We start from the raw sequence: 550 nt of genomic DNA on the forward strand, positions 1-550 counted from the left end.
GGACGGCGCGATCCTGGTTTGCTCCGCTGCTGACGGCCCGATGCCGCAGACCCGCGAGCACATCCTGCTTGCCCGTCAGGTTGGCGTTCCGGCCCTGGTCGTGTTCCTGAACAAGGTTGACCAGGTTGACGACGAAGAGCTGCTGGAACTGGTTGAGATGGAAGTTCGCGAACTTCTCTCCTCCTACGAATTTCCGGGCGACGATATCCCGATCATCAAGGGCTCGGCTCTTGCTGCTCTGGAAGACAGCGACAAGAAGATCGGCGAAGATGCTGTTCGTGAACTGATGGCGGCGGTTGACGCCTACATTCCGACGCCTGAGCGCCCGATCGACCAGCCGTTCCTGATGCCGATCGAAGACGTTTTCTCGATCTCTGGCCGTGGTACGGTTGTGACCGGCCGTGTTGAGCGCGGTGTTGTCAAGGTTGGTGAAGAAGTTGAAATCGTCGGTATCCGTCCGACGTCGAAGACGACTGTTACCGGCGTTGAAATGTTCCGCAAGCTGCTCGATCAGGGCCAGGCTGGCGACAACATCGGCGCGCTGATCCGC

At 59.5% G+C, this 550-nt stretch carries 1 protein-coding gene; it reads left to right on the forward strand.

What is annotated here, in order from left to right; translation table 11 throughout:
* The coding region (locus tag HCK86_RS24335; protein WP_246739759.1) for a GTP-binding protein at positions 1–550 on the forward strand (550 nt) is incomplete at both ends.

The organism is Martelella sp. HB161492, from assembly GCF_013184775.1.
Classification (GTDB): Bacteria; Pseudomonadota; Alphaproteobacteria; order Rhizobiales; family Rhizobiaceae; genus Martelella.